The sequence below is a fragment of the Flavobacterium gillisiae genome (assembly GCF_900107635.1).
GTDB lineage: Bacteria > Bacteroidota > Bacteroidia > Flavobacteriales > Flavobacteriaceae > Flavobacterium > Flavobacterium gillisiae.
Genome location: NZ_FNRD01000009.1, coordinates 19,639 through 41,218, shown reverse-complemented (window position 1 = coordinate 41,218; position 21,580 = coordinate 19,639). Strand labels below are relative to the sequence as shown.

The following is a 21,580-nucleotide window of genomic DNA, read 5'->3' as shown; positions in this document are numbered from 1 at the left end:
TTTTAGAAGCTGATTAAGGAAATCCCTAAACTTATATTTCCTGAATCTCTTTGATTGTTGATTGGAAAATCATAGTGGTTTACTTCAATAAAAAGAACAATGTCATCGTCGTTTTGTATCCCGAGGCTAATTTTTTTGTAATCGCCAGTTAAGTTGCCGCGACCTAATGCAATTGCTTTTCCAAGTCCAAGTTGGAGTGTAATTCTGGTTTCTTCACCTATTTTTGGACTTAATCTAAAATTGGCAAAAACGGGAGCGACTACTAATTTGTTTGACCAATCCCAGTTCAATCCTCCATGAATTCCTAATCCAACCCACTTTTTATAGCGTAGACCATAGCCTAATTTTGATCCAATACCGTCGGGAAGGAACCAAGATTCTTTTGTGTTAGTGTAAGGATCAACTTCTCCTCTGTTAGGATTGCCGGTGAAGGCTACAGTGACGTCAAATTGAGTATAAGTGATTTTCTTGTCTTGAGCAAAAAGACTTCCGCAAAAAAATAGTGCGAATAATATCGTTTTTAGACGTTTCAAAATAGGATTATTTTGATTCTAAATTATCTTCGAATACAACAACATCCACAGCATCTTTCACATCATAGTCTCCAATTTTTGTACGGCGCAAGGCCGTCAAATGAGATCCTGAATTCATTGCCTTTCCAAAATCAAAAGCTAAAGAACGGATGTAGGTACCTTTGCTGCAAACTACTCTGAAATCAATTTCAGGAAGTGCAATTCTGGTTATTTCAAATTCGTGAATGGTAGTTTTTCTAGATGCGATTTCTACGGTGTTACCTGCACGTGCATGTTCGTATAGTCTAACGCCTTCTTTTTTTATCGCAGAATAAATAGGCGGAATTTGGTCTATTTCTCCTAAAAACTGCTTTACCGTTTCATGAATTAATACTTCGTCTATATGTGAAGTAGGGAATGTCTCGTCTATTTCAGTTTCTAAATCGTAGGACGGAGTTGTGGCTCCAATAAAAAAAGTCCCAGTATATTCTTTGGCTTGACCTTGAAGTTCTGTAATTCGTTTAGTGAATTTTCCAGTGCAAACTAAAAGCAAACCTGTAGCAAGCGGATCTAAAGTTCCTGCATGACCAATTTTAAATTTTTTAGGAAGTCCCAATTTGTTAATCAGCGCATATTTTAATTTATTTACCGCCTGAAAGGAAGTCCAATTCAAAGGCTTGTCAATCAATAAAATTTGTCCGTTTAAGTAGTCTTCGTCTGTCATTAAATGATAGTCAGGGGATGAATGAAAAAATGAATAATCAGTAAAATAATTCCGGCAGCAATTCGGTAATAACCAAATACTTTAAACCCTTTTTTACTTAAAAATCCGATAAAACTTTTAATAGCTAAAAGCGCCACTATAAAAGCGATAACGTTACCTATAATCAATAAATTGATTTGGTCATGAGTCAAGACAAAACCATCTTTGTAATAGTCGTAACATTTTTTTGCAGTTGCACCAAACATAGTAGGAACGGCAAGAAAGAATGAAAATTCAGCTGCCGATGTACGGGCTAGTTTTTGAGACATTCCACCCACGATGCTTGCGCCACTCCTAGAAACTCCGGGAACCATTGCTAAACATTGGTATAAACCAATTTTAAATGCTTTTAGGTAGGTGACTTTAGTATCCTCTGAATGATTGAACCAATCGTCTACTTTTAGTAAAACAATACCACCAAGTAAAAGAGAAACGGCAACCGTGACAGGGCTTTCTAATAATTCATCTATCATATCGCTGAATAATAATCCTAAAACTACAGCAGGAATAAAAGCAACAAACAATTTAAAATAGAAATCCCAAGTCTGAAAGAAACGTTTGAAATACAAAACCACAACCGAGAGAATAGCTCCCAATTGAATTACAATGGTAAAAAGTTTTGTAAAATCATCACTTGCAATCCCAAAAAAGGAAGAAGCGATAATCATATGTCCAGTAGAAGAAACGGGTAAAAATTCAGTAATCCCTTCGATAATAGCAAGGACAATAGCTTGTAATGTATTCATTTATGCTTTCTTTGGATTTTTTAGTATAGCGTACACTGTAATTCCAAAACCAATTAAAACGGTTGTTGGAGCGAGACGAATTCTTCTAAAATTAAAAATAGCATCGCTATATACATTAGGGTCATCACTTCCTCCGCCTGACATTAGAATGAATCCTAGAGCAATTACTCCAATACCAATTAGTAAAATGGTATAGTTTATTTTTCCAAAAAGAAAATCTTGTTTTGTGTCTTTATCGTCCATTTATGCTTTTTTACTTTTTAAATTCTGAAATCAAAATTAATACAAATCGTCTGTTCTTAAATTCAAGAATTTCTGTGTCGCAAAGTGAGTACTTATCCAAGTAATCAAAATGCCAATTCCTAAGACGGCTAATAAAACACCTGCGATAAGAATTTTGTTGTCAAGAATTCCTAAATCAGGAAAGCTAGTTTCAACATAAATTAATACACCAATCAAAGCAAGTATAGCTAAAGTAGCACCTAGCATTCCTAGTTTGATGCTGCGCATAACAAACGGTTTTCTGATAAATGATTTTGTCGCGCCCACCATTTGCATGGTTTTAATGATAAATCGGTTAGAGTGAATCGACAGTCGCAAAGAACTGTTGATTAATAAAACAGCTATGAAAGTCAGGAATCCGCTGATTATTAAAATCCACATACTCACTTTCTTAATATTATCATTTACTAAATTCACTAATTGCTTATCATAAACAATATCGGAGATCATAGGGTTTAGTCGTAATTTTTTCTCCACTTTAGCAATGGAATCCTTTTCAACATAATCTGCTTTTAGGTGAATGTCGAATGAGTTTTGCAATGGATTTTCGCCCAAAAATGTCATAAAGTCTTCGCCTATTATGTCTGTATGTTGTTTTGCAGCCTGTTCTTTAGTTACATAAACCGTAGATTTTGCATAGGGTGCAACTTTTAATTCACCTCCAAAAGCTTTTAGAATGCTATCGTTTGCTTCGTTTTTGAAAAATACCGTCATGGCAATTTTTTCTTTAAAATCGTCAGCTAGTTTTTTAGAATTTATAATAAAAAGGCCTAATATTCCCAATAGGAATAATACTAAGAATACACTTAGAACAACCGAGAAATAAGAGGAAATTAACCTGCGTTTTTGAAACCTATCAAATGAAGAACTCATAGTTTACTTTAATTATGGGGTAAAAATAATAAAGAATTTCTTTATATGAAGTTAATAACGTCCAAAGTTTCAATTTTCGTACAATAAACGTAAATTTGCAACTTTATAATTCAGGAGTGAAAGTCTAAGAAACTTTGTCACTTTGTAACTTTGTCACCTAAATGAAATACAATCCGAACGAGATAGAAGCCAAATGGCAAAAATATTGGGCAGAAAATCAAACTTTTGCTGCTGTAAATAACTCTGAGAAACCAAAACATTATGTGTTAGATATGTTCCCTTATCCATCAGGAGCAGGGCTGCACGTAGGACATCCTCTGGGATATATTGCATCTGATGTATATGCGAGATATAAAAGACATCAAGGTTTTAATGTTTTACACCCAATGGGTTATGACAGTTTTGGATTGCCAGCTGAACAGTATGCGATTCAAACTGGGCAGCGTCCGGAGGATACTACTTCAGTGAATATTGATGGTGGTTATGATAAAGAAGGAAATAAAATAGCTGGATATAGAAAGCAACTCGACAAAATTGGGTTTTCATTCGATTGGAGTAGGGAAGTGCGCACGTCTAATCCAGATTATTACAAACATACGCAATGGATTTTTATCCAATTATTTAATTCTTGGTACAACAAAGACAATGATAAGGCGGAAGATATTTCAACCTTGGTGGCTATTTTTGAGAAATCAGGAAACGCTACAGTCAATGCCGTTTGTGATGATGCTATAGCGCCTTTTACGTCAAGTGAATGGAACGCTTTCGCAAAAGAGCAGCAGGAGAAAGTTCTGTTGCAATACAGATTGACTTATTTAGCGGAGACTGAAGTGAACTGGTGTCCAGGATTAGGAACAGTTTTGGCAAATGACGAAATCGTAAACGGAGTTTCGGAACGTGGTGGATTCACCGTGGTTCGTAAAAAAATGACGCAATGGAGTATGCGTATCTCTGCTTATGCGGAACGTTTGTTGCAAGGACTAAATGATATTGACTGGAGCGAAAGCATCAAAGAAAGTCAGAGAAATTGGATCGGGAAATCATTTGGCGCTACAGTCGAATTTAATATTCAGAATTCAGAAGCGAAAATTGCGGTTTTCACAACGCGTCCTGATACTATTTTTGGAGTTACGTTTATGACCTTGGCACCAGAACATGAATTAGTTGCCCAAATTACGACTCCAGAACAAAAAGAAGCGATTAGCAATTATATAGAGAAAACGTCAAAACGTTCTGAAAGAGAGCGTATGGCTGACGTCAAAACCATTTCAGGAGTGTTTACAGGAGCGTATGCTGAGCATCCTTTTACAAAAGAACCTATTCCGGTTTGGATAGGAGATTATGTTTTGGCTGGTTATGGAACTGGAGCTGTTATGGCTGTTCCTTGCGGAGATGAAAGAGATTATGCTTTTGCCAATTTCTTCAAAGGACAAAGCGGAATGCCAGCAATCAAAAATATTTTTGATAAAGACATTTCAGAAGCGGCTTTTGGATCTAAAGACGGTTTCAAATTAGTAGATTCTGATTTCTTAAACGGATTAGGATATAAAGAAGGAACCTACAAAGCAATTGAAGCCTTAGAAAAAATAAATCAAGGGAAAGGGAAAACAAATTACCGTTTGCGTGATGCTGTTTTCTCTCGTCAAAGATACTGGGGAGAACCGTTTCCTGTTTATTATGTAAATGGCTTGCCGCAAATGATTGATGCAACGCATTTACCAATTGTACTACCAGAAGTAGAAAAGTATTTACCAACGGAAGATGGTTTGCCGCCTTTAGGAAACGCTGAAGTTTGGGCTTGGGACACGACTAAAAATGAAGTTGTTAATACTGATTTAGTAGATCATTTGACCGTATTTCCTTTAGAACTGAACACGATGCCAGGTTGGGCAGGTAGTTCGTTTTACTGGATGCGTTATATGGATCCAAAGAATGAAAACGAATTTGCAAGCAAGGAAGCTTTGGCCTATTGGGAAAGTGTCGATTTGTACATTGGTGGTAACGAACATGCGACCGGTCACTTGTTGTACTCTCGTTTTTGGAATAAATTCTTAAAAGACAAGGGGTTTGCGCCTACAGAAGAGCCATTCAAGAAATTGATCAATCAAGGAATGATCTTGGGGACTAGTGCTTTTGTATATCAAGCTGTTCAATTTGAAAAGGAAGGGGCTCTGGATGTATTTATGTCTTCAAATTATTTTAAAGGCTCTGTAGATTTGACATCTGATAAAAACATTCTTTGGGACAACTACAAAGAAATATTTCTAAAAAGAGGATTGACAAAAGAACAAGTCGATTACGTGGTGTTTAGAAAAATTCACGCGGATGTTTCAATGGTAAATTCATCTGATGAATTGGATATTGAAGCTTTCAAGAAATGGAGAGAAGATTATAAAGATGCTGAATTCATTTGTGATGAAAATGGTAAATACATTGTAGGTCGCGAAGTAGAGAAAATGTCTAAATCAAAATACAATGTAGTTACTCCAGATGACATTTGTAATGAATACGGAGCAGATACTTTGCGTTTGTACGAAATGTTCTTAGGGCCATTAGAACAAGCGAAACCTTGGAATACAGCGGGGATTTCGGGAGTTTTTGGATTCTTAAAAAAACTATGTCGTTTGTATTTTGACGAACACAATTTGATTGTTACTGATGCAGTACCAACAAAAGACAACTTAAAAACATTACACAAAACCATTAAAAAAGTGGCTGATGATATTGAGAATTTCTCTTTCAATACTTCGGTTTCGCAATTTATGATTTGTGTGAATGAATTGTCAACTCAAGGCTGTCATTCTCGCGCTATTCTAGAACCATTGGCTATCGTGATTTCGCCTTATGCGCCACACATTGCCGAAGAGCTATGGTCGTTATTAGGAAATAAAGGTTCTATTGCAACGGTGCCTTTTCCTGTTTTCGAACCGAAACATTTAATAGAAAGCAGTAAAGAATATCCCGTTTCTTTTAATGGAAAAATGCGTTTCACTATCGAATTGCCTTTGGATTTAACCAAAGATCAAATCGAAGAAATCATCATGAAAGACGAAAGGACGATAAAACAATTAGAAGGTAGAATACCAAATAAAGTGATTATTGTGCCCGGTAAGATCATTAATTTGGTTGGCTAAGCGTATAAGCACTATTCTTTAAAAATCTAAATCCCAATTGTAATTCATTATGATTGGGATTTTTTTTAATTTTTAAACACGTAGAGTCATAGGGAAGTAGATTGTGAGAAGTTATTTTATTCTTCATAGAATTTATAGAGCTACCTTAAAAAGCCAGCTTTCTATAAGAGGATGAAGTATTTTGAAGCCTATTATTCTATGTGTTTCCGATTTTTTTTCCTAAATGTTGTTTGTGTTAGAATTTGGGATTTTTCTATTTGGGATTTGATTTCCTTGATGCCAAATTGACATTCTTAAAATTTGGTGTAGAATTTGCATTGTAATTTGTAACTTTAAACAAGAAGTAAACTAAAAAACAAAATATATGGGAATGAGTTATTTGATTCTTGCCGGTGCAATTATGCTGGCAAGTTGGGCAGTAAGTTCAAGACTGAAAAGTAAATTTGAACATTATTCTAAAATGCAACTGCAAAACGGAATGAGCGGTGCTGAAATTGCTGAGAAGATGCTTGCTGATAATGGGATTCGCGATGTGCGTGTGATTTCGGTAGCTGGGCAATTGACAGATCATTACAATCCGGTTAATAAAACGGTGAATCTAAGTGAGGCAGTATATAATCAACGCAATGCGGCTGCTGCGGCTGTAGCGGCTCATGAGTGCGGTCATGCGGTACAACATGCCGTGGGTTATCAATGGTTAACGATGCGTTCTAAATTAGTTCCGTTTGTAAATGTGGCTTCGTCGTACATGCAATGGATTCTGATAGGTGGTATTTTATTGATGAATAGTTTTCCGCAGTTATTACTTTTTGGAATTGTGCTGTTTGCAGCAACCACTATTTTTTCAATAGTAACTTTACCGGTGGAGTATGATGCTAGCCATCGTGCTTTGGCTTGGCTAGAGAATAAAAGAATGCTTACACCACAAGAACATGATGGTGCCAAAGATGCTTTGAAATGGGCTGCCAGAACTTATGTAGTGGCCGCGTTGGGGTCTATTGCTACATTATTATATTACGTTTCCATTTATATGGGAGGCGGTAGTCGAAGAGATTAGGTAATTAGAAAATGTGTTAATTTGATAATTCTTTCTGTATGGATAGAAGCCGTCTCGTTTTATGAATGAGACGGTTTTTTTAATTATCTCATTTTCTAATTGCCGTATTATCTCATTAAAGTTGGATTTGTCTGTCAATTTGTTGGTCTAACGAAATGAACGTTTCTGTTCTAGAAACGCCTTCTATTGTTTGGATTTTGGTATTTAGTAAATTCATCAAATGTTGGTTGTCTCTACAGATAATTTTAATCAAGATAGACCAGTTTCCGGTGGTGTAATGGCACTCTAGTACTTCTGGTATTTTTTTTAGTTCTTTAACTGCCTCGAGGTTTCGCGCTGCTTTGTCTAGGTAAACTCCAACAAAAGCCATGGTGTTGTAACCAAGAACTTTATGGTTTACTACAAATTTTGATCCTGAGATTACACCAGATTGCTCTAGCTTTCTCAGTCGCTGATGAATTGCCGCTCCTGAAATCCCTATTTTGTTTGCGATTTGAAGGATTGGTTTTCGTGCATCTTCCATTAGGAATCTTAAAATTTCTTTATCGATTCCATCTATTTCTACTACCATGGAGTTTATTTTCATAAGTTTTATTTTAGAACTAAAACCAAGGTGTTTAGTTGTAATTGAAAATCAAAATTAAGCAAAAACAACTAATATTAGGGTGTTTGTCCGTTATTTAGAAATGGGTTTAAAGTATTTTACACATTAACGGCAAACTTTTAATAGGGGGGTAATTTAATTTAGGTGGGAATTGAGTATAAAAAAACCATCTGTTGTCCAGATGGTTTTTTGTAACTTTTATTTGAAGTCGAGTCGAGGAATTATTTTCCTTTATTAGCTTCAATAATATATTTTTCTAAGGCCATAGTCATCGAAGGCGTATTTGGTGATGGAGCCAAAATATCAACTCTTAAACCATTGTCTAAAGCTTCTTTTTGAGTAGTACTTCCAAAAACGGCTATTCTAGTATCGTTTTGTTTAAAGTCCGGAAAGTTTTTAAATAATGATTTAATTCCAGTTGGACTAAAGAAAGCCAATACGTCATAGTATACATCTGCTAGGTCAGAAAGATCACTCATTACTGTTTTGTAAAAAATACCTGGAGTCCAGTCTACTTTTAATCCATTCAGGGTGATTGTTGCATCAGCATTTAACTGGTCTGAGGCAGGCAAAAGAAATTTCTCGTCTTTGTATTTTTTTATCAATGGAGATAAATCTGCAAAATCCTTAGGGCCTACATAAATTTTACGCTTTCTGTAAACAACGTATTTTTGCAAATAAAAGGCTACTGCTTCAGATTGACAGAAATATTTCAATCCTTCGGGTACTTTGAAACGCATTTCATCCGCTACTCTAAAGAAGTGATCTACAGCATTTCTACTCGTCAATATAATTGCAGTATACTGATTGAGGTCGATTTTTTGAAGTCTAACTTCTTTGGCATTAACTCCTTCTATATGAATAAAAGGTCTGAAATCAATTTTAACTTTATGCTTCTGTTGGAGTTCAAAGTAAGGAGAATTCTCTACTTTAGGCTCGGGCTGTGACACCAAAATTGTTTTCACTTTCATATTTTAACGTTTTCTAAGCGCCCCCTTTTTTAAACATAAAAAACATAAAAAAATAGGGGGCTATTTCGAGAGCGCAAAGATATAAAATAAAATAAAACATCTTACTGAATATTAGATTTTGATATCTTTTTATTGAAATCAAATATGTTAATATATTGATTATCAAAATAATAGAAATAATTATTATTGGAATATTTCTTGATATTGTGTCGTAATAAAACAATATAATGTTGATAGGTAGGATAATTAGGCCGATATAGGTTCTGTAAGTAACCTTTTGAAGGTTAAATTGTTCCATAAACTCTTCAATATTGAATGCGGTAGCGATGATTTTTTCTATTAAATATTTAGATAAAACGAAAAACATTAAAACAGTAATAATCTGAATGTAAAGCATCAAGTCCGTCTTTGAGCCATATCCAAAAAAACTTAGGGAAAGTTGAATAAAAAAGGCAAACGAAATTACTTGTACAAAAAATAGTGAAATGGTAAAACTGCCTTTCAGATGACTTCCGTCACGATACACCTTAGAGTATTTATCTGAAAATATTAAATTCATGAAATCACCAAATCGATTTTCATAAACGGATTTAGTAATTGCAATAATAGCAAATGCCAGAACAAATAAAATGGTAGCCCAATCTTTGCTTTCTGTTATTCTTGGATGAAGTAGGTGTTCAATCATAGCGCGACAAAATTACTAATTTTTTATATCAATCTTTTTATTATAATTTTATTATGAATGAAATGCCATAAAAACGTTACTTTTGCCGTGAAATTACTAGAAATATGAACGACTGTATTGTTATAATTCCTACCTATAACGAAATTGAAAATATCGAAAGCATAATCAGGTCGGTGCTTTCTCAACATAAACCATTTCATATTCTTATTGTTGACGACAATTCTCCGGATCACACCGCAGATAAAGTCAGATTGCTTCAAACGGAATTTGGTGGTCGTTTGTTTTTGGAAAACAGAGAAAAGAAGTCAGGATTGGGAACAGCCTATGTTCACGGGTTCAAATGGGCATTAGAGAATAAGTATGATTTTATTTTCGAAATGGATGCTGATTTTTCTCATAATCCAAATGACTTAGAGAAGTTATACAATGCCTGTCATTTTGGGAATGCTGATTTAGCAATCGGTTCACGATATGTTACAGGGGTAAATGTGGTCAATTGGCCATTAAACCGGGTACTGATGTCTTATTTCGCATCGGTTTATGTTCGAATTATTACAGGAATGAAAATTCATGATGCTACCGCAGGTTTTATCTGTTATAAGAGGGAAGTGCTTGAAGAAATCAACCTCAATAAAATAAAATTTGTTGGTTATGCGTTTCAGATTGAAATGAAATACAGAACCTTTTGTAAAAAATTCAATATTGTCGAAGTGCCAATAATTTTTACAGACAGGACAAAAGGAGAATCAAAAATGAGTAATTCAATAATTGTTGAAGCTGTTTTTGGAGTAATTGCTCTACGATTAAAAAAATTAGTTAATAGTTTATAATAATAAGTACAATGAATAGTGTTTTAATTAAGAATGCCAAAATAGTAAATGAAGGGGTGATTTTTGAGGGCGATGTTTTAATTGAAAATGACTTAATTGTTGAGGTTTCAGAAAGCATAAGTGCCAAATCATCAAATTGTGTCATCATTGATGCAGAGGGGAATTATTTGATGCCAGGTGCTATTGATGACCAAGTACATTTTAGAGAGCCGGGTCTTACTTATAAAGGGGATATAGAGTCGGAGTCCAGGGCGGCAGTTGCCGGTGGAATTACCTCTTTTATCGAGCAGCCTAATACTATTCCTAATGCGGTTACTCAAGAAATTCTAGAAGAAAAATACCAGCTTGCTGCTGAGAAATCGTATGCGAATTATTCGTTTATGATGGGAGCAACTAATGATAACTTGGAGGAAGTGCTAAAAACAAATCCGAAAAATGTTGCGGGTATAAAAATATTTTTAGGTTCTTCGACCGGAAATATGTTGGTTGATAATCAAGTGACACTAGAAAAAATATTCTCAAGTACACCGTTACTTATTGCGGTTCATTGCGAGGATGAAACTACAATAAAAAACAATTTAGAAAAATATAAAGAAGAATTTGGTGAAGACGTGCCTATTACTGCGCATCATTTGATTCGAAGTGAAGAGGCCTGTTATATTTCTTCTTCAAATGCAATTGCTCTTGCTAAAAAAACAGGTGCTCGTTTGCATGTTTTTCATCTTTCTACTGCTAAAGAAATGGATTTGTTCACAAACAAAATTCCATTGGAACAAAAGAAAATCACTGCTGAGGTTTGTATACATCATTTATGGTTTACCAATGATGATTATGCCACCAAAGGGAATCTTATAAAATGGAATCCGGCAGTAAAAACAGCAAATGACCAAAAAGTGCTTTGGGAAGCCTTGTTAGATGGTAGAATTGATGTGATTGCGACAGATCACGCACCACATACATTAGAAGAGAAAAAATTACCTTATTTACAAGCACCTTCTGGAGGACCTTTAGTTCAACATGCTGTAGTGGCTATGTTTGAAGCATTTCATCAAGGTAAAATAAGCGTAGAGAAAATTGTGGAAAAAATGTGTCATAATCCGGCCAAGATTTTCAAAATTGAAAAGCGTGGTTTTATTAAAGAAGGCTATTATGCGGATTTAGTGATTGTAAATTCAGGTTTGCCTTGGAGTGTAAAGAAAGAGAATATCTTCGCTAAATGTGGATGGTCACCATTTGAAGGATTTACATTTAAATCTAGAATTACACATACTTTTGTAAATGGGCAATTAGTTTATAATGCATTTAAAGTAAAAAATATTCGTGCAGGAAAAAGACTCTTGTTTGATCGCTAATAGACAAAATAGATGAAAAAAACACTATTACTTTTAACCGTTTTAGTCGGGTTTATAAGCTGTAAGGAAGAAGCAGTAAATAAACCCGATAATCTTATAGCAAGAGATAAGATGATTGATGTAATGTATGATTTATCGATTTTGGACGCGGTGAAATATCAAAATCCAGCATCTGTAGATACTTTTAAAATTAATCCTTCTCAGTATATTTATAAAAAGTATAAAATTGACAGTGTTCAATTTGCGCAAAGCAATATTTATTATGCTTCTACTTATATCGACTACAAAGAGATGTATGATGAGATTATCAAAAGGATTGACTCGAAAAAAACAGTCTTGGATTCATTGGTAAAAAAACAAGAGAAAAAGGAAGCAAAGGCAACAGCAGACTCCATAAAACGTATCAAAGTTACCCCCTTAAAAACAGATTCTTTAGCATTAAAAAAGGGAAGTATTGCCAGAAAAAAGAAGAAAGATACTTTGCGAATTCAATAAGCTCTCCATTTTACAAGCTTGAGATTTCCTTAATATACTGATGGACGTCTGTGAAATCAGTCTTTAATGTCATTTTAATTTTTTCATTGGAATAGTCATGCTTAGAATAGGATGCTTTAGCAGTAGCTCGCGTTAATTTTCTTTTTTTATTAAAAATGTTCGCAAAAATCCAATCTACTCTCCAGCCTATTTCCATTAAGTAGGGTTTCATGTGACGTGAAGGCCTTTTCACATTCAATGTATCAGCAATGGTGTTTAGGATATCTCTAAAGGGTATGTTTTGCCCAATTAAAACAAAACGTTCGTTTCTAATTTCGCTTTTCATTAATTGAACCGCCATTCTTACCACATCACTAACGGCTACGAATCCAGTTTTTCCAAGCGTATAATACCGCAATCCCTTTGCAACGGCTTTAAAAAGTAGACCGCTTCCCTGTTCTTCAAAACCAGGGCCAATAATAACTCCCGGATTTACAATTATAACATCTAAGCCTTCTTGTTGACCTCTCCAAATTTCCATTTCGGCACCATATTTAGAAATAGCATAATCACTATGTGGTTTTTCCGGATTCCACTCTGTTTCTTCCGTAATGATTGTTGCTGTACTTGTTAAATCACCTAATGCTGCAGTCGAACTAATGTAACATAATTTCTTAACTCCTTTGGCAAGGCAAAAATTCACAATGTTTGCTGTTCCTTCAATATTGGTTTTGCGTACCACGCTTTCGTCTTTTGGATCAAATGAAATTAAGGCAGCACTATGGTATACATAATCAATTCCTTTAAATGCATGCTCTAATGTAGGAATGTCGATAATGTCGCCCTCAATCCATTCTATGGCGTTAAATAAAGTCGATTTATTATAAAGTTGGAACAGTGATTCTGTTTTTTTGATAGTTCCCGAATTTCGATAGATAGCCCGTATTTTTCTAGGTCCGATATTTTCGGATTCTATTAAATACAGCAATAAATGCGCTCCTACTAAACCAGTTCCTCCTGTTACTAAAATCATTTTGTAAATGTACTAAATCAATTTCAATTCAGAAATTCAAACTTATTTTGAGGTTTCTCAGTAGTATTGCCATTAAAATTGCTATTGCCTTTGCAGTTGAATTACTATCTTTGCGGAAATTGATTAAAAAAGATGAAAAATTTTATTGAAGAAGTGACTTGGAGAGGAATGCTCCACGATGTTATGCCAGGCACAGAAGAACATTTGATGGAGCAAATGCGTGTGGCGTATGTGGGTATTGATCCAACTGCAGATTCATTGCATATAGGGCATTTAGTAGGAGTAATGTTGTTGAAACATTTTCAATTGTCCGGACATAAGCCTTTAGCTCTTGTAGGTGGTGCGACAGGAATGATAGGAGATCCATCAGGAAAATCTAATGAAAGAAATTTATTAGACGAGCCTACTTTGCGTCACAATCAAGAAGCAATCAGAGCGCAATTGAGCCGTTTCCTTGATTTTACTTCAGATGCTCCAAATGCAGCTGAACTAGTGAATAATTACGACTGGATGAAGAACTTCTCTTTTCTGGAGTTTATTCGTGATATTGGAAAACACATTACAGTAAATTATATGATGTCTAAAGATTCAGTAAAGAAGCGTTTGTCTTCTGAGTCAGCAGAAGGAATGTCATTTACAGAGTTTACATATCAAATGGTTCAAGGGTACGACTTTTTACATTTGTTCAAAAATAAAAGTTGTACACTACAGATGGGTGGTTCTGACCAATGGGGAAATATCACAACGGGAACCGAATTAGTTCGAAGAATTGCCGGGGGAAAAGCATACGCTTTGACTTGTCCGTTGATTACAAAAGCGGATGGAACTAAATTCGGGAAATCCGAAGGAGGAAATATCTGGTTAGATGCAGCGCGAACTTCTTCTTATAAATTTTACCAATATTGGTTAAATACTTCAGATGTTGATGCTGAAAAATACATCAAGATTTTTACTTTTTTATCGAAAGAAGAAATAGCTGATTTAACTGAAAAACATACAGAAACACCGCATTTGCGTTTGTTGCAGAAGCGTTTGGCTGAAGAAATTACAATAATGGTTCATTCACAAGCAGATTTGGAAAACGCTATAAAGGCATCAAATATTTTGTTTGGAAATTCTACTTCAGATGATTTGAAACAACTTGACGAAGCTACTTTCTTAGATGTTTTTGAAGGTGTTCCTCAAGCAGAAATAGCAAGAAACGAAATTGAAGCTGGAATTGATGTTATTGCTGTATTGAATGAAAAAACAGGTTTTTTTAAGTCGAATGGTGAAGCAAGACGTGCTTTGACGGCTAATTCGATTTCAGTGAACAGAGAAAAAGTGAAAGAAGATTTTTCACTTTCGACAAAAGATTTAATCAATAACCAATTTGTATTGTTGCAAAGCGGTAAGAAAAATTATTTTGTGGTAAGAGTAGTTTAATTTTCAAGTTGAACAACGATTAATGCTTTCTCAGCATAGAAAACACTGTAAAATTTTTCAGACCCAAAATCTAACATTTAGTTTGTCGGAATGACAAGATTGTGGTTATGTTTTATTGCAGTATATTCAAAAATAAAATGGTATAAATAAATAATCAAAGGGTCAAAAAGTCGCAAGAGTTCTAAGGAGCTATTGCGACTTTTTTGTGGTTTGAATGTATGTTATTCTTTAAAATTGATTTCCATTTTATTAGATTGAATCCAACCTTTTGTAATGGTTTTGTCTTCTTTTATTGTGTTTAAATCTTCGGGAAGTAAGCGTTCATATAACTCCTCTTTGTATAAATTAACGAATAAATCAATGTAATGAGTGGTTTTTCCGTCTAAATAATACTCGTTATCAAAGTATTGTATGTATCTGTTTTTATCCCAGTCTAAAGTTATGGTGTAAGTTTTACTTTCGTCAGGATTCAACTTAATGAGGCTTTTAATGATGTTTTTACTTGTTTGCTCCTTTAGCTTTTTTTCTTTTTGGGTAAAATAGGTCTCTAAGTTTCCTTTGTTAGTTTCTAGTTTGCCTTTCAATTTTTGAATCACATCCTCGGTATTTGTGCTGTTAAAAATGTTATCAGCGATAATAATTTCATTTTCTTGGTGTAAGCGGTACGAAGGAATCCAAGACGTAGAATTTGTTGCGTTAGATCGTACTGCATGTGTATTTAAAATGAAAGAAACAACAGTATTAGTTCTATTTTCTATATGATAATGTATTGTAAATTTTCTTTTCTTTGGACTTGAATCAATTGAAGTGATGGAATCAATTTTCATTTCTAATTCAGTGTTCTGAGCAGAACTACAAATTGAAAAAAATAAAAAAACAAAAAGAATGATACGCATCGATTAAGCGGTATAAGTAGGGTTGTATTATATTTAAAGCACCATCAGATTGCACCCTCGAATATCAGAATTATCAAAACGTCCCAATACCTCGAAAGAGTTGTTCGGATATTTCTTGCCTAGATCTTGCGTGGCGATAAAAGAACAGGAATTAATGTTGGCCAAATCGATTACGTTGATTCCACCTGTTTTTCCTTGCGGAATATAAGTAAGTGCATCTTCTGTATCGCGAACTAGAATTTGTATCCAAGAAGGACACTCAAATACGCCTTCTCCTAAGGAATAGGCTTGAGAGAGTAATTCCGTCATGCCGTATTCAGAATGAATCGCTGTCACGCCAAAGCCTTCGCAAAGTTGTTGATGCAGTTCTTCTCGAATCATTTCTTTTCTTCTGCCTTTCATACCACCTGTTTCCATGATGATAGTATTTTGCAGTTGAAACTGATGTTTTTCGATTAGATCCAATAAGGCAAAAGTAACTCCGATCAGAATTACATTTTGACCGGACTGGTCTAATGTGGTTAGTTTAGTTATCAGTTCGTCGTGATTGTGCAAATAAAAACCGCTGTCGTCATGATTGGATAGCTGAATCAAATCTTCGACCATATAAATCAAAGAAGAGCCATCTCTTTCCAAGTAAGAAGGTAGTAAAGCTAACACTACATAATCTTCGATATTTCCGTAAAACTGAGAAAACCCTTTGCGATAACTTTCTTCATAAATAGAAGTGTCGGTTACCAGGTGTTTACTCGTTACCATTCCTGTTGTTCCGCTACTGGTAAATGTATTTTGAACGGGGTTAGTATTAGAAACCACCGCATGACTTTTAAAAAACTGAATGGGTAAAAACGGAATCTGTTGTAGTGTTTTTACTTTTTGAGGTTCCACTTTCATGAGGTCACAAAATTCCCTGTATACCAAGTTGTTTTCGTGTTGGTAACGAAATATTTTTAAGGCGATTTTTTCAAATTGCTTTTGGCTCGAAATGGCAAATATATCAGTAGCTGTAATCAAGAATTTTTTTTGCAAAGGTATAAATTTTAATAGCTCTTTCAGATATTTAAAGATATTCGAATTTGAATTAAAAAAAGCCCCAATGGAAGTTGGAGCTTTTAAGTTATTTTTCGAAAGTAATTTTTACCTTACAATGAGTTTTCGGGTAGCACTTGCGTTTTCTTCATTAATCTTAATAATGTAAACACCAGGGTTTAGACTTGAGACATTTAGTTCTTTTGAACTAATTAATGTTTGGAGTACTTTTTTACCTAAAAGATCAAATATAATTATTTCTTTATTTGAATCATTTTTTGTGGAAATATATACTTTCCCATTAGTCACGGGATTCGGATACAGGTTCAAACCTTCAATTACTGAAGTTTCCTGTAGTTTTGGTTGTTGCTTTGTATCTTGAGCACTAAGACTCACAGAAAAGAAAAAAACCAATAAGATTGCAATATAAAAGTAATTTTTTGCCATTAGCTTGATTTTGTTTAGTAAATATACAAAAAAAATCAAATACTGTACCAAAATAAAAAACACCCTTTTAAAAAAGGGTGTTTTGGGTATTTTTTATGATATACTTTTGATTAGAATCCAACTGACCAACCAGCAGCCCATGATGGCATTCCAGCTCCGTTTCCAGCACCAGTAGCAGCACCTTCTGAAGTAATAATTGCAGATACATCAGCACTTACTCCACTTGTTGCAGGAGCAACAGCATTTAATTTACCTTTAGTTTTTGTTGTAACATCAGCAATAAAGTTAACATTTACAGCTTTTAATGCAGTAGGTATGAAAGCGATCGTCTCGGTGTTTTCAACATTGAAACCTACAGCCCATCCACTAAAAACTACGTTTGTGAAGATACCTTTAGTTCCTCTTCTTAATTTCATTGCATCATTTTCTAACCATGTTCCAGTTGTTGGTGCGCTTCCAGGTCCTACTAAAGTTAAATTAGTAATAGAAGGGTTAGCAATTGGAGTATTAGCATATCCTAATTCAAAGTTATCTGCTTCAATTCCTCTGTTTCCTTTTTCGAAACCTAATTTTCCGTACCAGTTAGTATTTGTACCAGACCATCCTTCAGTCCAGTCAAATTGATCGTCTTCATTTCCAATAGAAATTAAGTTAGAAGTATTTACAGTTCCTCCGAAGAATTCAACTCCGTCATCAGCTCCGTGGAAAAATTCTACGTAATCAATTGTAGTTCCTGAACCAACTCCAAATAATGAAAGTCCGTTAAATTCTTTTTCACTGTTAAAAGCAGCTCCAGCATACTCAATTCTTAAATATTTGATTGAACCTGAATTATCATTAGAAATGGTTCCACCGTAAGTTAAATCAGCAACTTCTGATTGAGCAGTTCCTGTACCACCAGATACACGGTTGATAGGTGCTTTACCACAGATAACTAATCCACCCCAGTCACCAGCAGCTTTTGTAGCTAATCCACTTGTCATTACAACAGGTTTAGCAGCAGTACCTTCTACATTTAGTTTTCCACCTTGAGCAATTGCGATGTAAGCAGATGTTCCGCCTGTTCCTTGAATAATCGTCCCAGCTGGGATAGTTAATGTAGCTCCATTGTTTACCTGGATTTTTCCAGTTAATTTGTACGTTTTAGTAGCGTCTAGAGTAACGATACCATCATTGATAGTCCCTTGAAAATTGGTTGCATCTGCAGTAAAAGTAGATGAAGGAGTAGTCGTTGGTGTAGGGTTGTCGTTAGAAGAACAGCTAGTGATTAAACCTGCAGCTAATGTTAAAATCCCGAATAATTTTACAGTTGATTTTTTCATGATTGTTTAATAAAATTTTTATTTATTTTCTGATACAAAGATGCGTTAAGTACTTTTTTTTGATGTTATCTAAACATGAATGTTTGTTTACTAAAAGGCTATTTCAATATCAATTTAATGTTAACTCGTTTCGTCTAGAGGGCTAAGGCTGTTCTTGGTTTCGGGAAGGTTAACAAACCTTTTAATAATCTTTTTCATTTAGGGTTATAACTAAAAAGAGCAGCTATTTAGCTGCCCTTTTATAAGATGTTTTGAAAGGTGTTGTTTGATTAAAATTGGTAATTCAAACTTAGACTTATGGTTGCTCCTTTTTTGTATGAAAGTACATTTACATCACCAGTTGCATTTGCTTGTACTCTATTTATTGCTGGATTTAATAAGTTTTTCGCAACTAATCCTAATCCTAATTTTTCAGTTAGTTTAGATTTTGCAATGAAATCTAGTGAACCAAAAGCTTTATCAACTAAATCTCCCTTGTTACTTGTTCCAATTGCATTTACTCTGTCTGAAAAGTAAGTGTAAGCTACAGTCGTTGTAAGATTGCTGTTTCTGTTATTCCACTCATTAAATAAAGTTAAGTCGGCATTCAACAATAAATCAGAAGCTCCAGTAAATTTACTTTTTGAGTTAGTGAAATCCACTTGGTAATTTGTTTCACTATTTACTTTTTCAGCATTCAATTCTTGGTTGCTGTATAAATAAGAAGCATTAATACCTGCAGATAATTTCTTAGCATTATTAGAATCGAAATCAAAAAGTTGTTTTCTGTATTCTACTTCGGCACCAGCTACATAACCGTAATCTCCTGTGTTGATATAAGAGATGTCATTAGAAGAAGATGATATTGTTACTTCGTTCATTGGGTTTAGAATGTATTTTCCAAAAGCAGTTACCGAAATTAGCTCGTCACTTTTCGGGAACATTTCCCATTTAAGGTCTAAATTATAATCGTCAGATTCGTATAAAAATGGATTACCTACTTTTACTTGTAGGACTTCTTCATATACGAATAAAGCTCTTTCTTTAAATTGAGGTAAAGTATAAGTTTTGCTTAATCCTAAACGTAAATTTTGTTTGTCGTTCAATTCATATTTCATGATTAAACTTGGCAAGAAAGCAGTTTTTTCTAATTTGTCATTTCCAGTCCCGCCTAATTGCGTGTACCAACTTACTTTTTGAGATATTTGTTCTCCTCTAAGACCTAATACCGCAGTTAATTTATTGAATTTGTATTCTGTGTTAGCAAAAGCAGCATGTATCGTTTGATCTCCTCCATAAGTTTGTGGGTCTAAAGCATTGTATACTTGTGAATTTCCACGGAAAGTAGCAATCGAGAAATTACCGTTGTTGAAGTTGTCTTGGTTGTAGAATAAATCTAAGTTATTAGGATCAACAATAGTGTTTGTGTTACCACTTGTCGCTTTAATGTTGAATTGCGTTGCTTGAAATCCTCTTGATTTGATTCTTCCGTTGTAACCTACAGTAATTTTTCCATTGTAATCACCATCTTCATTTTTGTTGAATTTGTAATCATATGAAGCATTACCAGCTAGCTCGTCTTCTTTCAGTTTTTGAAAGTATCTGTGGTTGTCAGGAGCTGAGATACTTGACAATTGGTAACCAGTAGCTTCTTTTCTAAAAATGTTTTGGACTCTGTCTGGCATACTTCCATCAATGATGTTGTATGAAACTCCCCAATTCAATTTAGAACGGTCTCCAATTTTACTTTCTCCTAATATTTGATTAATCCATAAACTGTTTTTTTCATAGTTAAAACGACGAATTAAACCGTTGCCGTCATTAGCAATATCAACAATGTATCCTGAGTATTCTTCTTTTGATTGTGTTGAGGTATTGATATAAAGTGAATTGAAACTTACTTTATTATTATTGTTTATTTTGTAACCAATATTAGCCATTCCGGTAGTATTAGTTTCATATTTTAGTTCGCTATAGTTGTCGAAGTTTTTATTTGCAATTCCGTTACCATTAACACTTGCTTTTGCTGTTCCATTACTTTTAGCTGAGAAATCGTTGTTGAATGAAGCAGTAGCAAAAAAGCTAAGTTTGCCCTCTGAACCTACGTCAAATGATTTTCCTCCAGAGATTCCAAAAGAAGAAGCTATTGGAGTATAGTCTTTCATTTGAAGAGAGCTATAATTGAATTGTGTAAGAGGATTGTTTGGAATTGATTTTTTTGTAAAACCAAACCCGTCAAACCCTTTTTGCAATTTAAAGTTATCTTCGGCAATTGCATTTGTGTTCACTTTAGAGCCAATGTCGATTTTTAAAAATCCTTTTCCTTTGTAGTCTTTCGAAATAATATCAACATTTCCTCCTGCAAAGTCACCATAAATGTTTCCGCTATATACCTTGTCAATAGATATGTATTCAACGATATCGGTAGAGAAAATTTCAAGATTTAAGTTTTTCTTTTCTGGATCATTTGAGGGAATGGGTAATCCATTCATAGTGGTAGAATTGTATCGGTCACCAAGACCTCTTACAAATATATTTCCTGAACCTTCTTGTTTTGTAATACCACTCGTTTTAGTAACCGCAGTTGCAACATCGCTAACCCCTTTTCTAGATAATTCCTGTGAACCGATGCTTTGTTTGATTTCAACTGCATTTTTTTGGTCCATTAATAAGGCGGTTTCTTTTTGCTTGTTTACGGTTGTAGTGATAACTACATCATCTAGTTTGTAACTTGATGATCCTAATGCTTTGCTTAGTGTTATTGTTTCTCCACTTTTTACTGTAACAGGAACCTCTATTGATTCGTAACCAATAAAACTATATTGTATTATATAATTACCTGCGGGAGCATTAAGTGCATATTTACCGTCAATATCTGTTGTGCCATTTATTTGTGTTCCTTTTAATAATACGTTTGCAAAAGGTAACGTTTCGTTGTTTGAATCCTTATCAGTTAGTACTCCAGTAATAGTACCTTTAGTTTGAGAAAAAGCAAGGGTACTGATAAAAAGCGTTAAAATGAATAATTTAAGTTTCATAGTTTGTTTAATTTTTTGCAAAGTAACGGGGTCTTTGTAAAGTTTGCGTTATTGCGAGGTTACCATTAGGTTTGTTGAATATTACTAAATGGTTACCAAATTAATTTACGGTTAATACTACTTTTTTG

Annotated in this window: 20 protein-coding genes; 6 read left to right on the top strand and 14 right to left on the bottom strand. The window is 34.4% G+C overall.

All coding sequences use genetic code 11. The features are described from left to right. Positions 1–2: 2 nt before the first annotated feature. Genes BLV35_RS12860 through BLV35_RS12840 form a run of 5 tightly spaced genes read right to left on the bottom strand, consistent with a single transcriptional unit; the run spans position 3 to position 3,176 of the window. Entirely contained in the window at positions 3–533 is a 531-nt protein-coding gene (locus BLV35_RS12860) for a hypothetical protein (protein WP_091090834.1), read from the bottom strand. A 7-nt stretch (positions 534–540) separates the two neighbouring features. Continuing rightward, entirely contained in the window at positions 541–1,236 is a 696-nt protein-coding gene (gene truB, locus BLV35_RS12855; protein WP_091090831.1) for a tRNA pseudouridine(55) synthase TruB, read from the bottom strand. Beyond that, positions 1,236–2,021, bottom strand: coding sequence for an undecaprenyl-diphosphate phosphatase (locus BLV35_RS12850; RefSeq protein WP_091090827.1), 786 nt, complete (start codon positions 2,019–2,021; stop codon positions 1,236–1,238). The genes truB and BLV35_RS12850 overlap by 1 nt, the downstream gene beginning before the upstream one ends. Beyond that, complete coding sequence (locus BLV35_RS12845) at positions 2,022–2,264, bottom strand: DUF3098 domain-containing protein (protein WP_091090823.1); 243 nt, start codon at positions 2,262–2,264, stop codon at positions 2,022–2,024. A gap of 36 nt (positions 2,265–2,300) precedes the next feature. Further along, positions 2,301–3,176, bottom strand: a complete 876-nt coding sequence (locus tag BLV35_RS12840) for a cell division protein FtsX (protein ID WP_091090820.1) — start codon at positions 3,174–3,176, stop codon at positions 2,301–2,303. Between the two features lie 161 nt (positions 3,177–3,337). On the opposite strand from BLV35_RS12840, the gene BLV35_RS12835 reads away from it, so the two are divergent. Both BLV35_RS12835 and BLV35_RS12830 read left to right on the top strand, forming a co-directional pair. Continuing rightward, on the top strand, positions 3,338–6,310 hold the full coding sequence (locus tag BLV35_RS12835; protein WP_091090816.1) for a leucine--tRNA ligase: 2,973 nt from the start codon (positions 3,338–3,340) through the stop codon (positions 6,308–6,310). A gap of 364 nt (positions 6,311–6,674) precedes the next feature. After that, positions 6,675–7,367: a zinc metallopeptidase gene (locus BLV35_RS12830; RefSeq protein ID WP_091090813.1), complete on the top strand. Its 693-nt coding sequence runs from the start codon at positions 6,675–6,677 to the stop codon at positions 7,365–7,367. A 115-nt stretch (positions 7,368–7,482) separates the two neighbouring features. Here the strand turns inward: BLV35_RS12830 and BLV35_RS12825 are convergent, their stop codons facing one another. From BLV35_RS12825 to BLV35_RS12815, 3 genes are all read right to left on the bottom strand, one after another. Next, a complete protein-coding gene (locus BLV35_RS12825; RefSeq protein WP_091090810.1) occupies positions 7,483–7,953 on the bottom strand; it encodes an Lrp/AsnC family transcriptional regulator in 471 nt (156 codons plus the stop codon). 239 nt (positions 7,954–8,192) lie between these two features. Next, the gene (locus BLV35_RS12820) at positions 8,193–8,942 is read right to left on the bottom strand and encodes a uroporphyrinogen-III synthase (RefSeq protein ID WP_091090807.1); all 750 of its coding nucleotides are present in this window, start codon (positions 8,940–8,942) and stop codon (positions 8,193–8,195) included. Positions 8,943–8,955: 13 nt separating this feature from the next. Continuing rightward, positions 8,956–9,627 carry a DUF4271 domain-containing protein gene (locus BLV35_RS12815; RefSeq protein ID WP_091090804.1) on the bottom strand — a complete coding sequence of 224 codons (672 nt, stop codon included), beginning with the start codon at positions 9,625–9,627 and terminating at the stop codon, positions 8,956–8,958. Positions 9,628–9,731: 104 nt separating this feature from the next. On the opposite strand from BLV35_RS12815, the gene BLV35_RS12810 reads away from it, so the two are divergent. The 3 genes from BLV35_RS12810 to BLV35_RS12800 are packed head-to-tail and all read left to right on the top strand — an operon-like array spanning position 9,732 to position 12,304. Then, positions 9,732–10,457, top strand: coding sequence for a polyprenol monophosphomannose synthase (locus BLV35_RS12810; protein WP_091090801.1), 726 nt, complete (start codon positions 9,732–9,734; stop codon positions 10,455–10,457). Positions 10,458–10,468: 11 nt separating this feature from the next. Continuing rightward, positions 10,469–11,809: a dihydroorotase gene (locus tag BLV35_RS12805; protein ID WP_091090797.1), complete on the top strand. Its 1,341-nt coding sequence runs from the start codon at positions 10,469–10,471 to the stop codon at positions 11,807–11,809. A gap of 12 nt (positions 11,810–11,821) precedes the next feature. Further along, positions 11,822–12,304, top strand: coding sequence for a DUF4296 domain-containing protein (locus BLV35_RS12800; protein ID WP_091090794.1), 483 nt, complete (start codon positions 11,822–11,824; stop codon positions 12,302–12,304). A gap of 10 nt (positions 12,305–12,314) precedes the next feature. On the opposite strand, the gene BLV35_RS12795 is transcribed toward BLV35_RS12800, so the two are convergent. After that, positions 12,315–13,316 (bottom strand): NAD-dependent epimerase/dehydratase family protein, encoded by a 1,002-nt coding sequence (locus BLV35_RS12795; protein ID WP_091090791.1) that lies wholly within the window; start codon positions 13,314–13,316, stop codon positions 12,315–12,317. Between the two features lie 132 nt (positions 13,317–13,448). Between BLV35_RS12795 and tyrS the strand changes: the two genes are divergently transcribed. Beyond that, positions 13,449–14,741, top strand: coding sequence for a tyrosine--tRNA ligase (tyrS, locus tag BLV35_RS12790; protein WP_091090788.1), 1,293 nt, complete (start codon positions 13,449–13,451; stop codon positions 14,739–14,741). Between the two features lie 221 nt (positions 14,742–14,962). Here tyrS and BLV35_RS12785 read toward each other — a convergent pair whose 3' ends face one another. The 5 genes from BLV35_RS12785 to BLV35_RS12765 all read right to left on the bottom strand — a co-directional run bounded on the left by BLV35_RS12785 (position 14,963) and on the right by BLV35_RS12765 (position 21,452). Continuing rightward, positions 14,963–15,568, bottom strand: coding sequence for a hypothetical protein (locus BLV35_RS12785; RefSeq protein ID WP_143031861.1), 606 nt, complete (start codon positions 15,566–15,568; stop codon positions 14,963–14,965). Positions 15,569–15,670: 102 nt separating this feature from the next. Then, a complete protein-coding gene (locus tag BLV35_RS12780; protein WP_091090782.1) occupies positions 15,671–16,651 on the bottom strand; it encodes a LuxE/PaaK family acyltransferase in 981 nt (326 codons plus the stop codon). 123 nt (positions 16,652–16,774) lie between these two features. Further along, a complete protein-coding gene (locus tag BLV35_RS12775) occupies positions 16,775–17,113 on the bottom strand; it encodes a T9SS type A sorting domain-containing protein (protein WP_091090780.1) in 339 nt (112 codons plus the stop codon). A gap of 110 nt (positions 17,114–17,223) precedes the next feature. Next, positions 17,224–18,435 (bottom strand): hypothetical protein, encoded by a 1,212-nt coding sequence (locus BLV35_RS12770; protein WP_091090777.1) that lies wholly within the window; start codon positions 18,433–18,435, stop codon positions 17,224–17,226. Between the two features lie 269 nt (positions 18,436–18,704). After that, positions 18,705–21,452: a TonB-dependent receptor gene (locus BLV35_RS12765; RefSeq protein ID WP_091090773.1), complete on the bottom strand. Its 2,748-nt coding sequence runs from the start codon at positions 21,450–21,452 to the stop codon at positions 18,705–18,707. Between the last annotated feature and the right edge of the window lie 128 nt (positions 21,453–21,580).